The organism is Nicoliella sp. ESL1106 (assembly GCF_058509965.1).
In genome coordinates, this window is sequence record NZ_CP196340.1 from 1,400,393 (window position 1) to 1,418,667 (window position 18,275).

Consider the following 18,275-nt stretch of genomic DNA (forward strand, 5'->3'; position numbering starts at 1 on the left):
TAATATTCAAACAAAAAGGATGCCAAAATCATAACGGCATCCCTCTCTTGTTGATTAAAAATTAATTAATTTCTTTTTCTGATATATAGGCCACCAAAGATGCCCGCAAATGAAAGCATGATCAATCCTAACAATACTTCTGCTTGAACGTCATTCTCTTCACCTGTTTGTGGTAGCTTACTCTTCTTGCTACTATTCTTTGCGCTAGTGCCATTGGTACCCGCACTCTTGGTACTGGTTGAACTAGTTTTATCAGTAGTGGAACCATCGGCACTGTTAGTGTCATCAGTACCATCATCTGAACTCAAGGTAGTATTATCATCCTTAACATCAGTGCTTCCATCGCTAGCGCTATTATCATCACTAGTGGTGTCATCATCTGCACTTGAAGTTGTTGATGAGTCAGAATCACTCGTATCGTCATCTGCAGTTGAATCACTGGTACTAGTGTCAGTAGCAGTCGATGAATCAGTAGTACTAGTAGCCGTTGAATCACTAGCACTTGAAGTAGCTGATGAACTAGCACTAGAAGCATCACTAGTGGTTGAACTAGTTGCAGAACTACTTGAAGTCGATGAACTGGAACTAGAAGCACTTGATGAAGAAGATGATGCAGATGAACTAGTATCGGAGCTAGAACTACTAGTGCTTGTACTATCATTAGCATGGGTAACTGACTTGTATGCAAATAATGATCCATTATTGCTAGTCAAGTCATTAACAACACTCTGCCAATTACTTAAAACATCAAGACTGTAGTCGCTACCAAATGCACTGAGCAATGCGCTTTGGGTAACTGAATTACTATTCGTAAACCATTCATTTCCATTGTTACCAGTAGCATCAACAGCTGTTTGGGCATTTGCGACCCCACTCTTATCTAGTGAGTAACCTGTAAAAGTCCCATTTTTATAAACAGCTGAACGATAGTAAGTTACTGGAACTGAGACCTGTTTAATAATTTGACCACTGTTATTATAAAGGCTAAATGACTTGTTAAACGTCCGCGTTAAGTCAGAAGCATTTAAGCCAGATGGTAAATTAGTCGAATTATAACTGTAAATAGCATACGAATCAGCACTGGACGATGCGGATGAAGAGCCACTGGCACTCGAAGATGCCGTAGAACTAGCGGATGAGGTCGAACTGCTGGTACTAGATGATGAAGCAGAACTGCCCGTTCCATAAGTCACGGTAATATTATCTTGACTGTACTTATAATCTGCTGGAACATCAACAGCAGCAACTGAACTTTGTGAAGGTGTCAAGCTTGCAACCGATGGTGATGTAACAGCGGCAAAACTGCTAGCACTCCCAGTTACCTGCCAATTAGTATAAGTGATCACTTTAGTAACATAATCATAAGTTGCAGAACGAGTGTAAGATACAACCTGTGTTACTGGATTAGCAACTTGCTTACCATTAGCATCAACGTAGTTAATCGTTCTAGTAAAGGTCTTAGCTAAGTTATCCTTAGTAACCCCATTTGAAAAACTACTATCTGCAGCGGTATAAGATGCTGTACTGTGGGTAAAATCAAATTCATAGTTATTGTTATCAGCATTTAAAATAATTTGATCTGATGATGGCACCTTGCTTGCATCAGTGATCAGCTTGTAACCAATATTTTCCAAACTTTGCACTGCACTTGAAACAGAGTATTTAACCGCTCCACCGATTACACCACTATAATTGACCCCACCAATTACCGCATTACTATTCGCTGTATCGATTAATTTAACACTTCCGCTAACGGTGGCTGAATTTGAACTGCCCGATGCATTACTACCTGCAGAGCTAGTATTGCTTGATGCACTACTGGTCGCAGCGGTCTTATTATAGTAAACAGTAATCGTAGGACTAGTAGCATAATTACTATAGGTAATTCCAGAATTTATAACGGTGTTCCCTGAAGCAAAAATCGATTTACTAACGTTATTCGTAGCACTAGAATAAGTGTACCCACTAGGAGTATCAACATTAACCGAGTATGAATTACCAACATATAGGTTATCAGCAGTTACATATGCGCTCGAAAAGATACTGCCACCTTCTACATAATTAACAACGATTGGAGTGGGTTGAACTTTAGAAACCCCAACGGTGGGTTGAATTGGTCCAACATTCGCACTACTGAAGGCGGTATTACTTTGAACATCGAACGTCCACCATGATTTATCGCCATCATAATAATAGCCGTTAGCACTAGTTACTAGTGGGCCCTGACTAATCGTTACAATTGTGTAGGTTGAACCTGGTGCAGTCGTAGTGGAAGCACTATAGTTAATGGAAACATAGCTACTTGCATCAACGGAAGAAGAAGTTTCTGTTCCATTAATCAATTGGTGTTGAACTAGGTTAGCAATTCCCTTAACTGGAGAAACTCCGTTACTATTAGCGTAAACCAGGTTGTCAGACCCATTCGCTACAGCTGCATGGTAAACAGCAGAATTAGTGCCACTAACGGAAAATCCCAATGAAACGCTACTGCCAGATAAAGAATAGAATGCAGATGGTGCTAACTGGTTTGAAGCTGCTGGCGCACTAGATACCAGCGAAACATTCGTTACAGCTGATCCAGTAGGTCTATCTGTCGAACTAGCGGTGTCTTCGACCCCTAAACGATATGATAGTAAGTCATCAGCAGATGATTGAGATGCTGAATCGGAACTGGAGCTCGTCTGGGCACTGCTACTAGATTCACTTTGTGCTGATGAACTAGCAGAAGCCACACTTGAAGCACTTGTTGAACTATTGGTATCACTACTAGTGGCTGATGATGCCGAAGAAGCAGTGCTACTTCCCGCACTTGAATCATTCGCTGAATCGACAGCGCTACTATTAGCTTGACTACTGGAAACGTTTGCTGAAGTATCAGCATGAACAACTTCAGGAGCAGCTCCTGCCGCCATCAATGCCAATGCTGCAGTCCCTACGACGACCCATTGTTTCTTTACTTTATGTAATACTTTTTTGTTATTAACTTTGCGATATTTCATTTTATTAATCACTTTAATCACAGTCCTTTCCTACATAATATGTTATATACAATTTTATATTATTTGTAAATGAAAAGACACCAAAAAGCACCCATCAATATAAATTATCGATGGGTGCTTTTGGTAATCAAAATTAACATAAATTAGAACTTAAGTTATCGTTGCTAATAATTAGATTATTTCTCAGCAGCGTACAACTTAGCAACCTTAGTGTATTTCTTTTCGGCCTTGGCTAATTTAACCTTAGCAGTCTTCTTAGCCTTAGCTGTTTTAGCCTTTGCTAATTTTGCCTTAGCCTTCTTAACTGCGTTTTTAGCCTTGGTAACTTCTTCCTTAGTCGTGCCCGTGCCCCGCTTAAATTCAGATGCTTTTGATAATGAATCATTTTTAACTTTTTCCATATATTGTGGAAAATCAGTTGATGGGACAAAACCAACGGCAGATGATGAGCTATCATTCGATGATGAAGCATTAGTTGTCGAAGTAGCGCTAGCTGATGAATAATTGCTATCAGTCACAAAACTACCATTCAATGATGAGATCACAAAAGCTCCAGACAATCTACCAACGCTATTAGCATAAGATACATAGCCATCATCGGATGATGAAGACTGGGTGGCACTCGTAGATGATGCCGCCGGATTCTTAGAATAGGTAACATCAACACTAGATGTAAAGTCGGCACCATTAGGATTAACTGTTGATACTGGTGCTGATGATACTACTTGATAACCGCTAATTGAAGGAGCGACTGCGGCAAAAGAAGAGCTTTCTGGACTCCAACTAGTATAGCTAGATTGCTTAGTAACGTAATCGTAAACGCCTTCACGAGTAAACGTTACCGTCTCCGTTGTTGCTGGCTGCAATGAATTATTAGTCCCAGAAACCAAGTAATTAACCGTTCTCGTGTAAGTTTGTGTAAAGTCACCAGCAGAAAAGCTAGTTCCACTAAAGTTAGTATCACCAGCAGAGAACGTCTTGGTCTTGTGAGCTAACGAAACTGCATATGATCCTGCAGAGGTGCCAAACGTTAAACTATCTAAAGATTTAGCTACTCCTGAAGCTAATTCATAGTTTTCAGGAACGGAATCAGTAATCGTTTTTACATCAACCACACTGGATGGATAACCAGAAACGGTAACTGTTGATCCAACGACACTATTGCCATCGTAGTAGTTAAAGGTATCAGCAACTGAATTCTCTGAATAAAGCACCGCTGTTGATACTGCAGTATTAGAATCATTTGCTGAAACCGTTTGTGCAGCTGCGGATGAAGTAACCGTGTATCCAGCTACTGAAGTATCAACTGATGAGAAAGATGCACTAGATGGAGACCAATCTGAATAAGCAGTGGACTTAGTTACGTAGTTATAAGTTCCACCACGCGTGAACGTTACTGAAGATGATGTTGCTGATTGTACTGGAGTATTAGTGCCAGCAACCAAGTAGCTAACCGTTTGGGTAACGGTCTTTGAAAAGTCACCTGCGGAAAGGGTGGTACCACTAAAGTCACTATCACCTGCTGAGAATGATTGGGTCTTATCAGCCAATGAAACCGTGTATGTGGAACCACTGGATCCGAATGTCAAGTCAGCAAAGGAAGTATTGGCACCTGATGCAAAGACATAGTTTGATGGTGCTGAACTCAACAGGCTATTGGTGTCAACAATACTAGATGGGTATCCAGAAACGCTAACTGAGGCAACCACGCTGTTGTTTGAATCTACATAGTTAAAGGTATCAACAACTGAATTCTCTGAATAAAGCACCGCTGTTGATACTGCAGTATCAGAGTCGTTTGCCAAAACCGTTTGTGCAGCTGCGGATGAAGTAACCGTGTATCCAGCTACTGAAGTATCAACTGATGAGAAAGATGCACTAGATGGAGACCAATCTGAATAAGCAGTGGACTTAGTTACGTAGTTATAAGTTCCACCACGCGTGAACGTTACTGAAGATGATGTTGCTGATTGTACTGGAGTATTAGTACCAGAAACCAAGTAACTGACCGTTTGGGTAACGGTCTTTGAAAAGTCACCTGCGGAAAGGTTGGTGCCACTAAAGTCACTATCACCTGCTGAGAATGATTGCGTCTTATCGGCCAATGAAACCGTGTATGTGGAACCATTGGATCCGAATGTCAAGCCAGAAAAGGAAGTATTCGCACCGGATGCAAAGACGTAGTTTGATGGTGCTGAACTCAACAGACTAGTGGTGTTAACGCTACTAGCTGGGTATCCTGAAACGCTAACTGAGGCAACCACGCTGTTGTTAGAATCTACATAGTTAAAGGTATCAACAACTGAATTCTCTGAATAAAGCACCGCTGTTGATACTGCAGTATTAGAATCGTTTGCCAAAACCGTTTGTGCAGCTGCGGATGAAGTAACCGTGTATCCAGCTACTGAAGTATCAACTGATGAGAAAGATGCACTAGATGGAGACCAATCAGAATAAGCAGTGGACTTAGTTACGTAGTTATAAGTTCCACCACGCGTGAACGTTACTGAAGATGACGTTGCTGATTGCACTGGAGTATTAGTACCAGAAACCAAGTAACTTACCGTTTGGGTAACGGTCTTTGAAAAGTCACCTGCGGAAAGGTTGGTGCCACTAAAGTCACTGTCACCTGCTGAGAATGATTGGGTCTTATCAGCCAATGAAACCGTGTATGTGGAACCGCTGGTTCCGAATTTCAAGCCAGAAAAGGAGGTATTGGCACCTGATGCAAAGACATAGTTTGATGGTGCTGAACTCAACAGGCTAGTAGTGTCAACATATTTATCCGGGTATCCTGAAACGCTAACCGAGGCGACCACGCTGTTGTTTGAATCTACATAGTTAAAGGTATCAGCAACTGAGTTTTCTGAATAAACAACATTCACGGAGAATGCAGATTCATTATCGTTTAAAGTAACGTTTTGTTCAGGAGCAGAGCTTGTTAACGTGTATCCCGTAATCGAATCTGAAACCGCTGGAAATACTAATGAGCCCGGTGTCCAATCACCATAAGCAGTTACTTGCTTGGTAACTGCATCATAAGAAGTTGCAGTCTGGGTAAATGCAGAAGTGAAAGTCGATGCGGCTCTAATTGCACTACCATTATTGTCTACGTAGTTAACGGTTCTAGTATATGCTTGTGATTTAGTAGCATCCGCAACCCCACTTACTCCAGCAGAATAAGACAGGATCTGGTGTTTCAAATAAACCGAATAAGTAGCGTTAGAAGTCCCGAAGGTCAAGCCATTTAAAGAATTGTTATCAGCATTGGAGCCTAATTCATACCCAGCTGGTAATGCTAAACTACCGACTGCAGATGAATAATCACCACTTACCGTTACCGAAGAAGCGCTTGGCAATGCTGCATTCGAATTATTTTCATCATAGAAATTAAAGGTATCTGAAACCGTAACTGGATTATAGTATAAAGAAACCAACTGCATATAGCCAATCGTTCCAGTGACGTAACTAGATCCAGATGCATCTGCGGACGCACTAACGTTACCCACGTTAGCAGCTGCGCTAGTGAACGTGTAGCCAGCAATAGATGGCACGGCTACTGAGAAGCTATTACCAGAATAAATATAACTACCAGTTAAGTACTGAGTGGAAGGAAGCCCATTAGCGGATGAATTACCTGCAAAGTGATAATCGAAGGTTGCAACTGAACCAACATCTTGATTAAATGAAGCACCACCACCAACTGGGCTAATAGTAGGATCAGAATGGTTATTAGTATTACGATCATTAGCTGCTCTTGAATTATAATCGGAATTCAATCCAGCACTGTGGTCAAAAGTAATCGACCAGCCAGCCGTTTCACCTAGCTTCAAATCAATATTGCTATTAAAGTCGGAAGGCATGCTAAATAACAACACCGACGCTGTACTATTAGATGAGAAATCAGCATTTGAATAAATAAACGTAAAGTAACTTCCCATTTGATCACTAGGGATTGCCGAACTACTAATAACGCTATTTGCACTATCAGCGTAGTAAACACTCAAATTAGAAAATGCACTGGCAGCACCACTGGTAAAGAATGGATTGCCACTTGCATCGTTAGCAAATACAATCGCTTCATTGTATGAATAAGTTTGTCCATTGATGGTTTTACTTGCTGGTTGAAGAGTCATTTTAGCGTTATAAACACTAGCAGCCCCACTAAGAGCATGCTGCATGAAAAAACTATAGGTCGTACTGGAATTATTTCCAGTATATGAGTATCCAGAACCAACATAAAATGCTTTTTCAATTGATGGCGCACTATCCACCAATGAAGCATTACTTACAACATTGGAATCAGGCGTGCTGGCAGCATCTACTCCCTCTAACCGATATTCCAACAATCCGTCTTCAGCAGGCGTTGATGATGGTGCGCTTACTTGAAAGTCGTTACTAGTTACAGCAGTGCTGCTGGTGGTTACACTAGCGCTACTGCTAGTAGCATTGCTATCAGTTGATGAATTTGCGCTACTACCTGTGGATGCACTACTAGTTGAAGTACTGCCACTTGATGATTCAGCAGCGCTACTCTTAGTCGTCTCCGCCGAAGATCCCTCATCCCCACTGCTAGTCTGATTGTTAGTTAGGTTCGAGCTAACGTTAGCATCCGCATTCACTACTTCTGGCGAACCAGCTCCTGCAGCTAAAATCGTTAAGGCTGCTGTCCCTAAAACAACCCATTGTTTCTTTACTTTATGTAAAACCTTTTTTTCTTTGGTTTTCCGATATTTTAACTTATTAACTAACATTTATATCACACCCTTTTCTTAATACAATTTTAATCTATTTAAAATAAAATGCAAAATATAATACACCAAAAATGGATATTAAAAATTGTTATTTATAATAAAAACCGTCAGCCATTTAATTTAATAGCTGACGATCCTTTATAAAATTAATTATTTATTTTTAAATGTCTTTCTAATCAATAATGCAGCGAGTCCTAGAATAAAAATTCCTAATAGATAAACGTAAAGATTATTCGTATCGCCAGTTTGTGGGAGCCGATTAATGTTTGGTTTTGATCGATTAGATGAATTATTACTTGAAGACCCATGCACTACGGATGCTGAACTACTAGAATCACTTGAACCGACAGGTGTACTAGAGTCACTTTGTGAATTAGTAGTGCTTGAGGATGAATCACTATTACTGGATGAGCTATCACTACTCATTGAATCGCTACTACTATTGGTGGTACTTGAACTTGATTGACTTGAACTAGTTGAACTGCTATTGGAACTAGATGCACTAGAACTACTCGTGGAACTACTACTTAAAGCACTGCTACTAGAAGAAGTATTGTTAGAACTTTGTGAACTAGCTGAACTGGAGCTACTGTTCGTAGAACTAGTCGAGCTTTGTGAACTAGTTGTACTAGAGCTACTGTTCGTAGAACTAGTCGAACTTTGCGAACTAGTTGAACTAGAGCCGCTGTTAGTAGAACTAGCAGTTGAACTACCAGAAGTATTGTTTGAACTTCCCGTACTGTCAGTTGAACTAGAACTACCAGTAGAATCAGTGCTGCTAGCATTATTGCTAGAACTAGTTGAGCCACCAGAACTTCCTGAATCACTGCCAGTAGATGCAGAACTACTTGCACTATATGAATTAATAATATCCATGTCACTACCGCTACTAGAATAGCTAGTAACGTAGTTAGGAACACTATTTTCATTAACTGCGTATTTGTACGCTTTACCACTCTTATCATAAACTGGTAAATCATTAAAACTATAACGCCAATTATTATCCGCTGAAATCGTTTGGCTTAGGAACTGTATATCGTTTCTAAATAAGTACACTACGATTGAAGATGGTCTAACCTTATATTGATTATTATTATCCTGCCAGATCTTATTACCAGTTTCGTTGAATAAATTATTCAATGTTCCAGAGCCGGTCTGAATTTCAGCCGTTGTTGATTTCGTTTGACTAGAAATATTACTACCACTTAGGACCCCGGTATTCGCATAATCTTTAGCTTTACCATCATCATTAACTCGCGTGTCATAAGTAACCACATATAAGCTATTAATATTCCCCAATTGAACGTTAAAACCGCCGTTGCCTTCAGTAATGGCACTGGCGTCAACCGTTGAAATCGGTTTATATGGTAAGCCGTCCCAATTAGCGTCCGGATCGAAAGTCACCTTTGTAACATTTTCAGAACCAGGAATGAGTTGTTGACCATCACCTAGCGTGTCAGTATAAACGGCATTATCCACTTGTGCTTGAGCATAATTAACTCTAACCACCCAGTGAATTAAGTACGGATCAGATGTATCTGCATATCCATACTTAAATACTTTTTCACTACTGTCAGGAGTCCCAGCCCCTGCAACGTTATATGAAACATTCCCTGTGACTGGCCAATTAATGGTGATCGTCTGCGGAAAAGTGGATTCTTTAGATACCCAATTCACCCCGACTGTAAAGGAACCCGTAACATCTGAGTTCAGATTATCAACGTTGGAGTTAAAAGTAATGGTAATTTTATTATTATATGCATCAACAGCTGCATTTGCATACGTTTTGCCATCTTTACCAACGATATCAAAATTATAGTCACTTTGCACCCTCAGCTGTGGGGGGATCGTAACGGTAATTTGATCACCGTTCTTGGCCTTACCAGCTGGAATATTGAAACCCCAAGTGGCGTTGACTCCCTTATAGTAGTCGTAGTTTCCAGAACTATCCTTATTTCCAGAAATGCTGGCTCCAGTTACAAACGAATCTTGCAACATAGCATTGGTATTATCAGCATGCGTTTGCGTTCCTAAAAACAAACTAAATAACGCAATAAAACCTAATGATAAAAACATTAAAAAACTCTTTTTTAAAATTGACTGTTTTTTCAAAATTACACCTCCTTATCCGTAAAAAAGTATATATTAAAGCGATTGCTATTACAATCATCGTACATTAAATAATATCCAACGATTTTTTACTGGTTGGCTTTGGAAATGCCTGGTCCAACAATGCTAGATCATCACTACTCAATGCAATGTCTGCGGCCGCAAGATTGGATCGCATATGGTCTTCATCACTGGTTTGTGGAATCGCCAGGGTTTGGCCATCGCGGATCGCCCAGGCCAACATGATCTGAAATTCAGTCGCGTTATGCCGCCGTGCCACTTCCACCAATGCTTGTTGCCTAGTAATCTTAGCCCCGCGGCGATCAGCCTGATCGATCGGTGCATAGGCAATCAACGGTACTTTATGATCGCGTTGCCAAGGCAGTAAGTCATAATCGATCCCCCGTGAACCAATGTTATAAAGGTCTTCATTTGCCATTACCTCCTGACCATGTGGGACCGCCCAAAGCTCTTGCATATCACTAAGGTCAAAATTCGAGACCCCCCAGTGCTTGATCTTGCCACTTTGTTTCATGGCCACCATGTTATCCACAACTTCGGCTAACGGCGTGCTCCCTGGCCAGTGGTAGAGGTATAGATCCAAGTAGTCAGTCCCAAGCCGTTGTAAACTATCATCTAGTGCTTTTTGCATTTGCTTACGCTGCGCATGGAATGGGTAGAATTTGGAGATGATGAATAACGAATCCCGATCAAAATCTTTGATGACATCCCCCACTAACCGTTCTGAATCACCATTCCCATATTGTTCAGCGGTATCGATGACGGTCGCACCATGTGTGATCCCGAATTGTAAGGTCGTTTTTTGTTGCGCATAATTAGCTTCTGTGCTCCCCATGTGCCAAGTGCCCATGCCAATTGCTGGTAGTGAAACGCCATTAAAATTAATTTTTTTCATTTAAAAGCCTCCTGATTAGATACAAAAAAGGACCGCTCAAAGCGATCCCACGAATCATCAATATTAGTTCACTATTCACCCTTATCGAACTTAAGCGTTCCATACAGAGCTTCCCCATATTGGGTCAACATTAAATTATTATTATCAGCCTTTTGGGCAAAATCAGGAACTACATATCCATATTCTTCAACATTAATTGCAAAATTAAAAATCCCCTTCGGGTGGTTACAATCTAACTTCACAAGTTCTGCAACATATTCGTCCCGACTAATGTCATCTTCGTATTCAGCATGAATACTTTTGGCGAGATTAATAAATTCTTCATTTGCTAGTGTAACTGAAACCCGACTATCCGTGTTGGGCTTTTGTTGATTATAAAACTTATCCATAAAATCTTCTTCAATTTTTTCAATTACTTTTTCTTTGTACATTAATAATCATTCCTTTACTTGTAACTAAATTATAACAAGGAATGATTGTGAAATGCTGAAATATGCTCACTCTTTACTTTTTAATAACAAAATCGGTTGATTTCACAATCAACCGATTCAAAGATTATTCTAAATTGGCATGGTTGAGTTGCATCGCATGCTCAGTGATTTGGTACTGATGCATGTATTCTAAGGTAACGGAATCTCCGAACAGCCACACCGCTTGTTCGAAAAGTGCGCCCATCGGTTGGACCGTATCCTTATTAGTTGTGAACTTACCCTTGCCAGGTAAAACGGTAACGTGATCAACGAAATGCGCTAACTCACTGTCCCTTGTCGCCGTCAGTAGCCAGACTTGACCGCCCAACTGCTGCGCTCTTTGCACCAGTGCAACGATCGATGGCGTCTTAGCCGAACCGCTAGCTACAATTAATAAGTCGGCATTCGTAAACGCTGGGGCCGTCGTTTCCCCCACCACGGTGACTGGTTTACCGAGCTGACCGATCCGCATTGCAAATGCACTGCTGGCCAACCCAGAACGTCCCGCCCCAGCAACGAAAATCCGCTCAGCAGAATGGATCAAGGTCAGCGCAGCGTCATCAACTTCTACATCCGCAGTATTTAATTCTGCTAAGATCGTTTTCCATGAACTAGTTGGCAATTTATTCACCCGTTTCGATCATGGTCTTAATTTCACGCGCCGCCTTTGCTGGGTCATCGGCAGTCGCGATTCCACCACCAACGATCAATAGGTCTGGTTGTTCGGCAATGATCTTAGCGGCTGTATCAAGCTTAATCCCACCAGCCACGGCGGTTTTCGTGTTCTTCACGTTTGCCTTGACCGTGTTAAACGTTTCGAATGGGGTTTGGCCTAATGCTTGTAAGTCATAACCAGTATGGGTGGCGATGTAATCAGCCCCCATTGCATCGATCTCACGCGCCCGCGTTGCCACGTCTTCGATGCCGATCATGTCAACGAGCAGTTCCTTGCCATCTTTATGGGCCTCTTCCACGGCATCCTTGATCGATTGATCTTCTGCGGCGGCTAAGATGGTGGTAATGTCTGCGCCGTACTTGACTGCTTGGCCAACTTCGTAAGCTGCCACATCCATGATCTTAACATCAGCTAGTAATGTGATGTCTGGGAACGTGTCGCGAATCTTCTTAAATCCTTCTAGACCAAAGTTGATCACTAACGGGGTCCCGTATTCAAAGACATCGACACTGTCCTTGGTCTTTTTGATCAATTCGATTGCGCCATCCACGTCTTCTAAATCGATTGCTAATTGTAACTTCATATAATAATTCCTCCATTAATTTATGATTTAATAGTAGGATATCAGAGACGTTACTTACTAACAATTAGTTACTTTTAGGTAACTACCTAGACGTTCGGATGAAAATTCTTGGTCTGATAGATTGGATCCAGCTTTAATTGATCGATCCTTTTTTCGCCCCATTCATACATCATCGTCAATATCGGCAGCAGACTCTTCCCGATCGCGGTCAATTGATAGCTGGCCCGTTTGACCTTGCCCTCGTTGTAATCGTGTTTTTCAACGATGCTATCTTGGATCAATTCGTTGAGTTGATTGGTCAATACCTTGCGGCTAACGTTTGGAATAATTCTGGTAAATTGGTTAAAGTGAATCGCATCCCCATGCCGCAGTTCCCATAAAATATACATTTTATGCTTTCCGCTGAACATCGAAAGCGTTAGTTCCTTGGCACAATCAAAATTACCAGACTGCAACTTGTTGCGCACGTCTTGGCGAATATCAGTTTCCATGAAATCTTCATCTCCCTTTGAACTATCTATTTTACGCTCAATTGCCTTTGAGTTCATTATCTTTGCCCAACCCCTGCATTAATTATAAGATTAGGATAATAATTAATTGAGGAGGAAGTTTTATGTCCGAAAGTCAATTCATCGTTGTTCATAATGCACATCAGAACAACCTAAAAGACATTAGTTTAAAGATTCATAAGCACGCAATTACCGTTTTTACCGGTTTGTCTGGGGCTGGAAAATCATCACTGGTTTTTGATACAATCGCCGCTAACTCACGGCGGGAATTGAACGAAACGTTCCCTAGTTTTACCCAGCAATACCTACCTAAGTATGGTCAACCCCACGTTGATAAGATCGATAACCTCCCCGTTGCGATCGTGATTCAACAAAAAAAGATTGGCAAGAACCCGCGTTCGACACTTGCTACATACACTGGAATCTATTCATTGATGCGCCTGTTGTTCTCACGGGACGGTAAGCCCTGGGTCGGGTATTCAGATACGTTCTCATTTAATTTGCCCCAGGGGATGTGTCCGAACTGCCAAGGACTGGGCTATGTTGATGATATCAATCCCGACAAAATTTTAGATTACAATAAATCATTAAATGAAGGGGCAATCACCTTCGTTAGTTTCGGTCCGCACACGTGGCGGTGGAACCGCTATGCCCACACGGGATTATTCGATAACGATAAACCGATCAAGGACTACACAAAGCACGAATTAGATCTATTGTTGTACGCTCCCCAACAAAAGCTAACGGATGCCCCAAAGATTTGGCGGAAGAGCATCTTATATGAAGGATTAATCCCGCGGATCAAACGTTCGATCATCAACAGTGCCGAGGGTAAACACCACCAAAAGGCGATCCAAGAAATCGTTGACCACCACGCCTGTCCAGTTTGTCATGGTACCAAGCTCAGAAAGCCGGTCTTGGGTTGTAAGATCAACGGCAAGAACATTGCTGATGTCTTACAGATGGATCTAATTCACGGTCTCGCATTTTTAAAGACCATCAAGACCCCGTTGGTCCAAGGAATTATCCGCGAACTATCGACCAAGATTGCATCACTGATCGACTTGGGGCTGGGCTATCTGACTTTGGATCGGACGACCGAAACGCTTTCTGGCGGTGAGACCCAGCGGATCAAGATCGCAAAGTTCATGAACAGCTCGCTAGTCGATATGGTCTACATCCTAGACGAACCCAGTGTCGGTCTGCATCCCAAGGACATCCAGTTGATCAAACACGCCCTGACCAAGTTGCGCGATAATGGCAATACGGTCTTGATCGTCGAACACAATCCAGAATTGATTCCGATTGCCCAATACGTCGTTGAGATCGGCCCTAAAGCGGGAGCGGAAGGTGGCCACATTACCTTTGACGGTACCTATGATGAACTCTTAAAATCAGACACGTTGACGGGTAAATGCCTGCGCGCTAAATTAAAATTTAATGAACACCCCCGTAAAGCTACCCAGACGCTCGATTTAAAAAACGTCTCAGTCCACAACCTAAAAGACGTCAGCGTCCAAATTCCCCTCGGTGTTGAGACCGTCATTTCTGGGGTCGCTGGTTCAGGAAAGAGCTCGTTGATGCAAGCCATCAAGGACCACCTGACCGAACCTTACATCGACCTATCACAAGACGCAGTCGGTGCAAATATTCGCGCCACTCCTGCCACCTACCTCGATATTTTAAATGAGATCCGCAAGTTGTTCGGCGATGCCAACCATGTTTCACGGACCCTCTTTAGCTACAACGGAAAGGGAAAGTGTCCCGTCTGTAAGGGGAAGGGTGTCGTGATCACCAACATGGCGTTCATGGACCCAGTTATTCAGACCTGTGAGGCATGTAACGGGAAACGCTACAACGACGAAGCCCTCAAATATCAATACCAGGGTAAAGACATCAGCCAAGTCTTGAACATGTCGATTGCCCAGGCAATTCCGTTTTTCAAGCAAACCGCCAAAATCGAAAAACCATTAATCAATATGCAAAGGGTCGGTTTGGACTACCTTTCACTCGGTCAATCATTAGATACCCTATCTGGCGGGGAGTTACAACGCCTAAAGCTTGCCTTGCAATTGAATCAAACGGGTAAAATCTACCTTTTGGATGAACCGACCGCTGGATTGCACATGTTCAATGTTGGCACGATCATTAAGTTATTCAAGGAACTCGTGGCTGCTAATAACACATTGATCATCGTAGAACATAACATTGAAGTGATCAGTTCCGCCGATTGGCTAATCGATGTCGGCCCAGCAGCGGGGCGCTACGGTGGTGAAATCCTTTATTCGGGAACGCCAATTGATTCGATTAAATCTAAAAAATCGGTTACTGGCCAAGCCATGTTGGAGTATAATAGACTGCGTAGCTAATTTTTTATAGATAGAAGGAAAGATTTTGGATATTCTAATTGGATTAATTCCCGCATTGCTTTGGGGAATCACCCCGTTGTGGGTCCACTTCATGGGTGGTAAGCCGATCCAACAACTATTGGGAACGACTTATGGAGCCCTCGTTGTTGGAATCCTAGTGTGGTTGATCAAAAAGCCAACCATCACCGTAGATGATGTATTCTGGTGTGTCTTGGGTGGGGCCTGCTGGTCGCTTGGACAGTTGACTCAGTACAATGCATTCCGTAAGCTAGGGGTTTCGACCACCACCCCAATCGTTACTGGCCTTCAATTAGTCGGGGTTAACATCATTGGAGTCCTCTTCTTTGGTAGTTGGGAATCTGGCTTTGCAAAGGGTATCGGTTTTACCGCCGTGATCCTAGTGGTTATCGGGGTCGTATTAACCACTAGAACCGGTAATGGTGGCCATGAAAATTCGATCAGCAAGCGTGAGTTTACCAAGAGCTTGATCGAATTGATCGTCGGTTCTGGAATTGGGTACACTGCCTGTTCAACCTTCCCTAAGATTACTGGTTCTGACGGTTGGTCGACGTTCCCACCCCAATCGTTAGGGATGTTTATTGGTGCGATTATCTTTTCGCTTTTGATCAAGGATTTTCGCGAACAAAAGCCCCTGTTTCAAAAGGCCACCTTCAAAAACATCCTGACCGGATTTAACTCAGGGATTGGGACGGCTGGATACTTAATCTCGATTACCTTAAACGGGGTTTCAACTGGATTCACCCTTTCCCAAATGTGCGTGGTGGTTTCCACGTTCGGTGGGCTGGTCATTCTTCGTGAACACAAGACTGGCAAGGCACTAGTTTATACAGTTGGTGGTGTCGCCATGGTGTTAATTGGTGGGATTATGACTAGTTTTATTAGATAATATTAAAAAAAGTTGGGCAAGCGTCCAACTTTTTTAATTTTATTTTAATTTTTTTATTAAAAAAAGGTTGACTTATAATCATTTTACCGATATGATTGTTATAAATAAAAGAGACATGCTTTGAGAAAGAAAAGTAATCATGATGGCGAATTCAGCGAGCTCCGTTAGGTGAGAGGGAGTATTCATATTCATGACGAACAATCACTTTCGAGCAATGTGACGAAATCAGTAATCTACATTGGGTACGCCCATTACAGCGTTAGCGTATGTTAGTACGTATTTAGCGACGAGTGTTTTTGTGCTCGTAATTAAGGTGGTACCGTGTGTGAGCACCCTTATTCTTTTGGATAAGGGTGCTTTTTTTATTGCAATTTAAGGGGGTGGTTTCATTGGAAAGCGACATTAGTCCGATTCAGATTATTAATTCACAGTTAGGTTTCAAAAAATATATTACGGAGGCATCATTTTATGCAAGATACAGATTTAAATCCCAATCCATTGACTTGGAAACAATATTTAACCGTCAGTTCGTTACTATTCGCGCTTTTCTTTGGAGCCGGTAACCTCATTTTCCCAATTCACTTGGGGCAAATGTCAGGTGCAAACTGGGTGGTCGCCACCCTCGGCTTCCTTTGTACGGGGGTCGTATTACCCCTCCTTTCGGTCCTTGCGATCAGCATTACTCGTTCTGAAGGAGTTTATGACATCGGTAAACCCCTCGGCCCTGCCTTTGCCGTCACGTTCATGGTTTTGATTCATGCGACCATCGGACCATTATTCGGAACCCCCAGAACTGCATCGGTTCCATTCACCGTTGGGGTGGCACCATTTTTACCAGCTAAGTACGACACGGTTGGATTGTTAGTCTTTTCCGCCCTATTCTTCGGGTTCGCATATTTCATTTCATATCGTGAATCGTCCATCATGGATAAGGTCGGCAAGGTTTTAAATCCGCTCTTCTTATTAATGCTATTCGCAATTTTCCTATTCGCTTTCGCTTCACCAATGGGGAAAGCCAACTTACAAGCAGTAACCGCTCCATACCAACACAACGGATTTTTGAACGGGTTCTTAGAAGGTTATAACACCATGGATGCCCTTGCTGGTTTAGCATTTGGGGTTACAGTAGTCCAAGCCGTCCGCCAACTCGGGAAGACCAAGGCTACTAGCAATGCCAAGGTCACTGCAAAAGCTGGGGTCCTCTCTGTAAGCGTGGAAGGCCTGATCTATGTTGTTTTGATCTGGCTCGGTGCAACTAGTCTGAACGATTACAAGCTCGGTCCAGATGGTGGGGGCACATTCTCCCAGATTATGACTCACTACTTTGGTAGTGCCGGGCAAGCTGCATTAGCCGCATTGATCACGTTAACTTGTTTAACCACTGCCGTTGGACTAGTAGCTGCATTTGCTCAAGATTTCCACAAGCACTTCCCAGTGTTTAGTTACCATGCTTGGTTAACATTCATCTGTTTAGCATCGTTCTTAACTGCTAACTTAGGATTAGACCAAATCATCTTATGGTCCACTCCAATGCTAATGTTCCTCTATCCATTCTCAATGGTACTGATCTTATTATCAGTTACCTCCCCACTATTCAAGCGCGACCCAGTCGTATACGGAATGGTCGTATTGTTCACAGCGGTTCCCGCCCTGTTCGATATGTTCGCAGCATTCCCACCAGTCGTTAGCCAAAGCGGTTTCGCATTGGCACTCGCTAAGTTCCAACAAGGCTTCTTCCCATTTGCCAGTGTCGGAATGGATTGGGTCGTTCCAGCACTGCTCGGTGCAGTCTTAGGACTAGCTTGGCACCTTGTTAGAGTAAGAAAAGGTGTCTTTGCCAACGCATAATCAATTTCCCACATAGCTTCACGACATAGTTTCACCACATAATTACAACTGCATTTAATATCATAGTTTCATATATCATAGCTTTAATCACATATTAATCCATCAAATCAATAATTAAATCTTTAAATACAGGCG

The 18,275-nt window shown here is 42.2% G+C and carries 11 protein-coding genes and 1 other annotated feature; of the genes, 3 read left to right on the forward strand and 8 right to left on the reverse strand.

Annotated elements, in window-relative coordinates; genetic code table 11:
* Positions 1–65: 65 nt before the first annotated feature.
* The 8 genes from ACSVI6_RS06155 to ACSVI6_RS06190 all read right to left on the reverse strand — a co-directional run bounded on the left by ACSVI6_RS06155 (position 66) and on the right by ACSVI6_RS06190 (position 13,055).
* Positions 66–2,999 (reverse strand): mucin-binding protein, encoded by a 2,934-nt coding sequence (locus ACSVI6_RS06155; protein WP_491720649.1) that lies wholly within the window; start codon positions 2,997–2,999, stop codon positions 66–68.
* Between the two features lie 176 nt (positions 3,000–3,175).
* On the reverse strand, positions 3,176–7,753 hold the full coding sequence (locus ACSVI6_RS06160; protein ID WP_491720650.1) for a beta strand repeat-containing protein: 4,578 nt from the start codon (positions 7,751–7,753) through the stop codon (positions 3,176–3,178).
* Positions 7,754–7,903: 150 nt separating this feature from the next.
* The gene (locus tag ACSVI6_RS06165) at positions 7,904–9,865 is read right to left on the reverse strand and encodes a collagen binding domain-containing protein (protein WP_491720651.1); all 1,962 of its coding nucleotides are present in this window, start codon (positions 9,863–9,865) and stop codon (positions 7,904–7,906) included.
* A gap of 64 nt (positions 9,866–9,929) precedes the next feature.
* Complete coding sequence (locus ACSVI6_RS06170) at positions 9,930–10,778, reverse strand: aldo/keto reductase (protein ID WP_491719685.1); 849 nt, start codon at positions 10,776–10,778, stop codon at positions 9,930–9,932.
* Between the two features lie 71 nt (positions 10,779–10,849).
* A complete protein-coding gene (locus ACSVI6_RS06175; RefSeq protein WP_491716577.1) occupies positions 10,850–11,209 on the reverse strand; it encodes a hypothetical protein in 360 nt (119 codons plus the stop codon).
* 124 nt (positions 11,210–11,333) lie between these two features.
* Positions 11,334–11,870, reverse strand: a complete 537-nt coding sequence (hxlB, locus tag ACSVI6_RS06180; RefSeq protein ID WP_491720652.1) for a 6-phospho-3-hexuloisomerase — start codon at positions 11,868–11,870, stop codon at positions 11,334–11,336.
* A 1-nt stretch (position 11,871) separates the two neighbouring features.
* The gene (hxlA, locus tag ACSVI6_RS06185; protein ID WP_491720653.1) at positions 11,872–12,507 is read right to left on the reverse strand and encodes a 3-hexulose-6-phosphate synthase; all 636 of its coding nucleotides are present in this window, start codon (positions 12,505–12,507) and stop codon (positions 11,872–11,874) included.
* An 86-nt stretch (positions 12,508–12,593) separates the two neighbouring features.
* Positions 12,594–13,055, reverse strand: coding sequence for a winged helix-turn-helix transcriptional regulator (locus ACSVI6_RS06190; RefSeq protein WP_491720654.1), 462 nt, complete (start codon positions 13,053–13,055; stop codon positions 12,594–12,596).
* A gap of 65 nt (positions 13,056–13,120) precedes the next feature.
* On the opposite strand from ACSVI6_RS06190, the gene ACSVI6_RS06195 reads away from it, so the two are divergent.
* The 3 genes from ACSVI6_RS06195 (at position 13,121) to brnQ (ending at position 18,140) form a co-directional block, all read left to right on the forward strand.
* Entirely contained in the window at positions 13,121–15,385 is a 2,265-nt protein-coding gene (locus ACSVI6_RS06195; RefSeq protein WP_491720655.1) for an ATP-binding cassette domain-containing protein, read from the forward strand.
* A gap of 25 nt (positions 15,386–15,410) precedes the next feature.
* Entirely contained in the window at positions 15,411–16,292 is an 882-nt protein-coding gene (locus ACSVI6_RS06200) for a GRP family sugar transporter (protein WP_491716582.1), read from the forward strand.
* A gap of 111 nt (positions 16,293–16,403) precedes the next feature.
* Positions 16,404–16,632, forward strand: a binding site (T-box leader).
* Between the two features lie 128 nt (positions 16,633–16,760).
* Positions 16,761–18,140 (forward strand): branched-chain amino acid transport system II carrier protein, encoded by a 1,380-nt coding sequence (gene brnQ, locus ACSVI6_RS06205; protein ID WP_491716583.1) that lies wholly within the window; start codon positions 16,761–16,763, stop codon positions 18,138–18,140.
* Positions 18,141–18,275: the final 135 nt, after the last annotated feature.